The sequence below is a fragment of the Myroides sp. N17-2 genome (assembly GCF_002286775.1).
In the GTDB taxonomy this organism is placed as follows: Bacteria; Bacteroidota; Bacteroidia; order Flavobacteriales; family Flavobacteriaceae; genus Flavobacterium.
Genome location: NZ_NSGJ01000020.1, coordinates 79,053 through 86,757 on the forward strand (window position 1 = coordinate 79,053; position 7,705 = coordinate 86,757).

General features: G+C 35.8%; 6 protein-coding genes. 3 read left to right on the forward strand and 3 right to left on the reverse strand.

Annotated features, from left to right (window positions below):
* The first annotated feature begins 8 nt into the window (after positions 1–8).
* The 3 genes from CF599_RS10130 (at position 9) to CF599_RS10140 (ending at position 4,128) form a co-directional block, all read left to right on the forward strand.
* A complete protein-coding gene (locus CF599_RS10130; RefSeq protein ID WP_121965915.1) occupies positions 9–1,277 on the forward strand; it encodes a chloride channel protein in 1,269 nt (422 codons plus the stop codon).
* Positions 1,278–1,572: 295 nt separating this feature from the next.
* On the forward strand, positions 1,573–3,129 hold the full coding sequence (locus CF599_RS10135; protein ID WP_121965916.1) for an FMN-binding glutamate synthase family protein: 1,557 nt from the start codon (positions 1,573–1,575) through the stop codon (positions 3,127–3,129).
* Between the two features lie 81 nt (positions 3,130–3,210).
* Positions 3,211–4,128, forward strand: a complete 918-nt coding sequence (locus CF599_RS10140; RefSeq protein WP_121965917.1) for a DMT family transporter — start codon at positions 3,211–3,213, stop codon at positions 4,126–4,128.
* 60 nt (positions 4,129–4,188) lie between these two features.
* Here CF599_RS10140 and CF599_RS10145 read toward each other — a convergent pair whose 3' ends face one another.
* The 3 genes from CF599_RS10145 to CF599_RS10155 all read right to left on the reverse strand — a co-directional run bounded on the left by CF599_RS10145 (position 4,189) and on the right by CF599_RS10155 (position 7,343).
* Positions 4,189–5,127 (reverse strand): pyridoxal-phosphate dependent enzyme, encoded by a 939-nt coding sequence (locus CF599_RS10145; protein ID WP_121965918.1) that lies wholly within the window; start codon positions 5,125–5,127, stop codon positions 4,189–4,191.
* A gap of 64 nt (positions 5,128–5,191) precedes the next feature.
* Entirely contained in the window at positions 5,192–6,124 is a 933-nt protein-coding gene (locus CF599_RS10150) for a peptidylprolyl isomerase (protein ID WP_121965919.1), read from the reverse strand.
* A gap of 49 nt (positions 6,125–6,173) precedes the next feature.
* Positions 6,174–7,343: an MFS transporter gene (locus tag CF599_RS10155; protein WP_121965924.1), complete on the reverse strand. Its 1,170-nt coding sequence runs from the start codon at positions 7,341–7,343 to the stop codon at positions 6,174–6,176.
* Positions 7,344–7,705 lie beyond the last annotated feature (362 nt).

A 7,705-nucleotide genomic window follows, 5' to 3' on the forward strand; every position in this document is an offset into this window, starting at 1 on the left:
GATAGACTATGCAATTTAATTACAACAACTTCAAAGAAGCTTTTACCACAGAACACTCTTTACGCACCTTATTATCACTATTTATAAGATGGGGATTTATCGCTATACTTGTAGGTACAGCCATAGGTAGTGTATCTGCCCTATTCCTTTATTTATTAGAATTAGTAACAGAGATCAGAATAGATCATTCTTACCTATTATACGGCTTACCAATCGGAGGACTTGGCATCGGTCTACTTTATCACTACTATGGAGGAGATGCTAATAAAGGCAATAATCTTATCATAGAAGAATACCATACACCAGAGAAAACTATACCTTTTAAGATGTTTCCGTTAGTCCTTATTGGTACACTAACCACTCACCTATTTGGAGGATCTGCAGGAAGAGAAGGTACCGCTGTACAAATGGGAGGTACTATAGCTGATCAATTCACTAAATTGTTTAAACTAGACCCACAGGATAGAAATATACTACTACTAATGGGAGTTAGTGCTGGTTTTGCATCAGTATTCGGCACTCCGATAGCCGGTATATTCTTTGCATTCGAACTAATGTTGTTCAAAAAATTCAATACTAAAGCTATTCTACCTGTAGTCGTCACAGCGTATGTCAGCCACTATATATGCTTATCTTGGGGAGTAAATCACACTATTTATACAGTAGATGCATTACCGTCATATAGTTTAACTACACTAGCAAGTATCGCTTTTGCAGGTATCCTCTTTGGGCTAACAGCTTATCTATTCATACATAGTACTAAACTTTGGAATAAGCTATTTACTAATTTTATCATCTACCCACCCCTAAGACCATTTATAGGGGCAATCATCTTTATAATCCTAATATTATGGATAGGCAGTACAGATTACCTAGGATTAGGAGTACCTGTAATCGTTAATTCCTTTACACACCAGATGGGATGGAGTGTCTTCTTATTAAAAGTATTATTCACAAGTTTAACACTAGGGGCAGGCTTTAAAGGAGGAGAAGTAACTCCCCTATTCTTTATAGGTGCTACATTAGGTAGTTTCATATCTGTTTACTTAGGTTTACCAGTAAGTTTAATGGCTGCACTAGGATTTGTAGCAGTGTTTGCAGGAGCGACTAAAACACCTATTGCTTGTACATTTATGGGAATAGAGCTTTTTGGCATAGAATATGCTATTTTACTTGCGCTAGCATGTTTTATAGCCTACATCGTATCAGGAAAACAAAGTGTGTATAGTTCACAGCATAAAAACAATACTAAAACAAGTGTTGTAAAACTGAATTAAACATAGATTATCAAAGGATAAATAACATATTATCAAAGCACTATTATCAAAAGAGTATATAATTATCAATTTGACATTTTGATGGCTTTATATTCCGAAAATTATAATTGCAAAAATGAGGTAAATTCAAAATCTTTGCTACCTTTGCTCCGTAAATTTCATAAGATATTGATTGATTTGAGACTAACAAAACACTAGACTTAAACCAATAAACATCTATTGATTTAGAACAAAAATTAAACAGACAAATCTATTACAAACTAAACAACAAAAGATTGCATTAAAATTCTATTTTATGTTTCACAAAAAATTTTTAAACCGGTTTACATTTGGACAATTAACGGTTGCTATCGTTTTTCTTTACCTTATTTGCTCTATTGCTGCGTTCATTTTCTGTAACCAATCGATTTCAAGTATCGTAAATATCATTATTTCAGGTTTTCTTGTAACACTTGCTGTAGTAGATAAATTACAAAATAAACATACAATCCGTAAAAACTACCCAATTTTCGCAAGATTCAGATACATGTTTGAAGCTATCAGACCTGAGATGCGTCAGTACTTCTGGGAAGGTGAATTAGACGGAAAACCATTTAATAGACGTGAGCGTTCTATCGTTTACCAAAGAGCAAAAAACGAGAAACAAACTGTTTCTTTCGGTATGCAAGATGACCCTAACCGTATCGGTTACGAATGGGCTTCTCACTCAGTATACCCTAAACATATATCAGATACAAATTTTAGAACTACTATCGGTAGTGACTTATGTAGTCAACCATACAGTGCAAGTGTTTATAACATTAGTGCAATGAGTTATGGTGCTTTAAGTAAAAAAGCAATTACTGCTTTAAACGAAGGAGCTAAGATAGGTGGTTTCGCACACAATACAGGAGAAGGTGGAATTAGTCAATACCACCGTTCAGGAGGAGATATCATTTGGCAAGTAGGTACAGGATACTTCGGATGTCGTAATGAGAAAGGTTTCTTTGACGATACTTTATTCGAAGAGCGTTCTAACTATCCAGAAGTTAAGATGATTGAGCTTAAATTATCTCAAGGGGCTAAACCTGGTCACGGAGGTCTTTTACCAGCTGAGAAGAATACTGTAGAGATTTCTAAAATCCGTAGTATTACACCTCACACTACTGTACACTCTCCATCTAGTCACTCTGCATTCTCTAATCCTACAGAATTAGTACACTTCATCGCTAAGTTGAGAAAGTTATCTAATGGTAAACCTATCGGTTTTAAAATCTGTATTGGTAAAAAGGATGAGTTTATAGATATCGTTAAAGCGATGGTGGAAACAAATATCTATCCTGACTTTATCACTATTGATGGTGCTGAAGGAGGAACAGGTGCTGCTCCATTAGAGTTTATTGATTATATGGGTATGGCATTAAATGATGCCTTAGTATTCGCCAATAAAGCATTAATCGAAAACGGACTAAGAGATAAAGTTAAATTACTTGCTTCAGGACGTATTATTTCTGCTTTCGACATCGCTAAAACAATGGCTTTAGGAGCTGATGCTTGTTACAGTGCGCGTGGTATGATGTTCGCTTTAGGATGTATCCAAGCTCTACAATGTGATAGTGGTCACTGTCCAGTAGGTATTGCTACTCAAGACGAAACTTTATACAAAGGATTAGACGTTACTGATAAGAGAATGCGTGTAGCTAACTTCCATAAAAACACAATGAAAGCTTTAGGAGAATTTATCGCAGCTTGTGGATATGAAAACACACAAGAAGTTAACCCTAACACATTCTACAAACGTATCGATCACGGTGTGATTAAAAGTTTCCAAGATATGTACTTCGGTAACTTAGATACTAGAAAAGTAAAATAGTAGCTATAACAAGCTCCATTCATATAAAAGACCACAATAACTTGTGGTCTTTTTTTATATTTGCCCTTTAATACCCATATCTTGAAACTAAAACCTAAACATTGGATTACACTTGTTGTACTCTCACTAATCTGGGGATCATCATTTATCTTGATCAAACGAGGTCTTGAGTACTTCACACCTATTCAAGTAGGTGCTCTTCGAATAACATTCGCTGGGCTATTCTTACTCCCTATCTCGTTAAAGCACATTGGCAAACTTCCTAAGAAAACATTTCACTGGTTATTCTTAACAGCTGTAGTAGGTAGCTTTATACCCATGTTTTTATTTCCCATAGCAGAAGTACATCTAGATAGTTCTATCGCAGGGATACTCAACGCTTTAATGTCCATTTTCGTAATTGTACTTGGAGTCTTATTCTTTAAATATAAAACACATTTAGGCGAAGTAACAGGAGTCATCCTCTCTTTTATAGGAGTTATATTATTATTACAGTCACCTGATTCAGGCAGTATGATATCTAGTGATTGGTTCTATCACCTATTATTAGTGATCGCCTCCCTAATGTATGCATACAGTGGTCTATTAACTCAAAAATACATGGGAAATATACCTCCATTAGTTTGGACTGCATTTATTGAATTAGTACTTCTTATACCAGCATTAATAGTATTAATCTCTTCTGGTTTTTTTCAAACTATCGGCGAACATCCTGAAGCATTGAAGGGATTGGGCTTTGTCTTTTTACTAGCCTTATTTGGAAGTGCATTAGCCAACATTTACTACTATAAACTAATACACGAGACCAATGCAAGCTTTGCTTCATCTGTCTCTTTACTTATGCCCTTAGTAGCATTCTGTTGGGGGTTATTTGATGGAGAAGTACTTGGTTACATACAGATAATAGGAGGAATACTAATCGTTGCGGGATTATACTTTGGTAGAAAAAACATCAAGATACCCACATTCAAAAAGAAAGCAACACAGCATAAAATATAAGTTCTGCATTACCTAATACACAAAAAACAAAAAGGGTGTCCATCTAGTGACACCCTTATTTTATTCAAAAGGAAGATTATTTAAATCTACATTACCTCCTGATAATATAATACCGACTTTCTTACCTGCGAAAGATGGTCTCTCTTTTATCAATACAGCAAGAGCTACTGCACTACTCGGTTCTACGATAATCTTCATACGTTCCCATATCAATCTCATAGAACTTACTATTTCATTCTCACGTACTCTAATGATAGAAGATACATTATCCTTTATAATCGGGAAAGTAATATCACCTAACTGTGTACGCAGACCATCAGCTATCGTATCCGTAGTTTCATTACACTCTATTTGTCCACTTTGCATTGAACGATAAGCATCATCAGCTTCCAGTGGTTCACCTCCGATAACTTCAATCGTTGGTTTTCCAAATGCTTTAGCTGCTAATGCAGTACCAGAGATAAGTCCACCTCCACCTACAGGAGTGATAATAATATCTAAATCAGGTTGTTTCTCTAAAAGTTCCATTGTAGCAGTTCCCTGTCCCATAATAACATTTAGATCATTAGATGGATGTATAAATGTTGCTCCAGTCTCTTCAATGATCTGATTACATACACGTTGTCTAGAGTCTAATGTAGGAGCACATTCTATGATCTCCCCACCATACACTATCACAGCATTACGCTTCACAGCAGGCGCATCGTGCGGCATTACTATATAACACTTCACACCGATATACTTAGCCGCTAAAGCTAATGCTTGGGCGAAATTACCTGAAGAATGTGTTACAACTCCTTTTTCTTTTTGCGCATCAGTTAACTGTAGAATAGCATTCACAGCTCCCCTCATCTTAAAAGCTCCCGCACGCTGAAAGTTCTCACACTTAAAATATAAATCACTACCTAAAAAGTTCTCTATATGACCAGACTCCATAATAGGAGTATAATGAGTAAAAGGTCTAATACGGTCTAAACAAGCTAAGAAATCCTCTTTCATATAAATGCAATATTTGACAAACAAAAAAACTCTCAGCGATTAAACTGAGAGTTTTATATAATTATTATTTTACGTCCATTAATTCTACGTCGAATACTAATACTGCATTAGGAGGAATAACTCCACCTGCACCAGACTCACCGTATCCTAAGTAAGAAGGAATAACAAATCTTGCTTTGTCACCCACTTTTAATAAAGCGATACCTTCATCCCATCCTTCGATTACATGCCCCATACCTAAAGGGAACTCGATTGGTTTCTTTCTTTTGTATGAACTATCGAACTCAGTTCCGTTAGCTAAAGCACCTTTATAGTGTACAGATACTGTTTTACCTTTCTCTGCTTGTTTACCAGTACCGTTAACGATCATTTGATATCTTAATCCACTTGCAGTTTCTTCAAACCCAGCAGCTAATTTTTCTACTTCAGCTAAAGCAGCTTTTTTCGCTTCTGCTTCTCTTTTTGTTCTTGAACCTTCGAAAGTTCTGAATGCCTCTACAGCATTCCATTTCTCAGCTGCATCACCTACTCTGATAATTTCTACTGCATCTAAAATATCTTCTTGAGCGATAGCATCTACGATATCTTGTCCTTCTACAACTTTACCAAAAACAGTGTGTTTACCGTCTAACCAAGGTGTAGCTACGTGCGTAATAAAGAATTGAGATCCGTTAGTACCAGGACCTGCATTAGCCATAGATAATACTCCAGGACCATCATGTCTTAACGCTGGGTGAAACTCATCATCAAATTTATAACCTGGACCACCAGAACCTTGACCTAATGGACAACCTCCTTGAATCATAAAGTCAGGAATAACTCTGTGAAATTTAAGACCATCATAGTAAGGTTTACCTTGTGGGCGTGAATCATTTTCTAGATTACCTTCTGCTAAAGCTACGAAGTTTCCTACTGTACCAGGAGTTAATTCCTCAGTAAGCTTAACTAAAATAGCTCCTTTTGATGTGTTGAACTTAGCGTAAATACCGTTTTCCATTGTTCTATTATTTTATCGTTTTTGAATAACTTCACTTAGCCTGTTGTGGCTAATTATACTTTTCTGATTTTTTCTCAGCAGCGAGATATACTATAAAAGAAAGCAATGCTAAACACGCTCCCCCTATACATACTCCACTCCATCCAAAAAACTTCCACAAATATAATCCAAAAGCCGAGCCAAAAGCTGTTCCTAAGAAACTAAATGACATATAGACAGTATTTAGTCTGTTACGTGCCTCTGGTAATAAGGAGTAAATACGAGTCTGATTAGACACGTGAATATTCTGTAACCCCAAATCAATCAACACAATACCTATAATCAAACCAACTACTGACGTAGCCGAAAAGTAAAAAACGACAAAACTAAGTAGTGTCATAACTATGCCATAAAGTATCAACTTACGCGAACCACTAGATCCGCCAAACTTACCTACTAATGGTGCGGCAAAAGCACCACACGCTCCTATCAAACCAAATGACCCTATCAATGCAGAATCATATTCGAAAGGTTTATTGTGTAATAACAATACCATCGTAGTCCAGAACGTACCGAACTGAGCGAATGCCAATGCTGTGATACCTGTTGATTCTCTAAGTATAGGTTGTTCCTTTATTAATACAAATAAAGATTTATACAGGTCTATCACCTTACCATTAAACGTTGGTTTATTATAAGGAAGTCTCCATTGAATCATCAAAACCAAGATGACACTAACTCCTGTTGCTATCCAGAACATTCCTCTCCAACCTAACCATACGCCAACAAATCCACTGACTGTACGAGAAAACAGGATTCCGATTAACAATCCACTGACTACAGTACCTATCACCTTACCCCGCTGTTCATCAGAAGATAAACTTGCCGCTAATGGCAATACTAACTGTGGAACGATAGAGGTTGCTCCTAATACGAAACTGATAATCTGAAGCCAAAAGAAATCCTTAACTACTGCTGTCAATGCTAAAGCTATAGTAGCAAATATAGTAGTGATGATAATTTGCTTCTTACGCTCTAACATATCTCCTAATGGAATCATTAGAAACATTCCTACTGCATAACCAGCTTGTGTCAAATAAGTCAAAGTACCTGCTGAAGACTCTGACACCCCAAACTCCTCTGATATCAAAGGAATAAGGGGCTGACAATAATATAAATTAGCAACGATTAATCCCGTAACCGCTGCCATAAATAAAACATTTGATTTTGATAAACTCATAGGTGCAAATTTATACCAATTCAAAACCATAAATATTAAGCTAGCGTAATAAATTATAATATTTACAACAAATATAGAAGATTTACAATGGAAATAATTAGTCTATAAAAAAGGAAAACGGTAAACGAACGTTGTTCCTCTTACTATAAATTACTATTCATTTAATTTTTGAAGAAACAACAGCTAATGCACTACAAAAAATAGTATAACAAACAATTAAGTCACGTTTTTACTAAGTAAAAGCTGACCCGTCCTGAAAAAACTGTACAGTTTTAAATACCCATAAGAAATGGAAAAGTCAATAGAAAAAAAAGTAAAACAGCGCTATCATCAGGAATTCATTAAAAAGGTAGTGAAGGAAG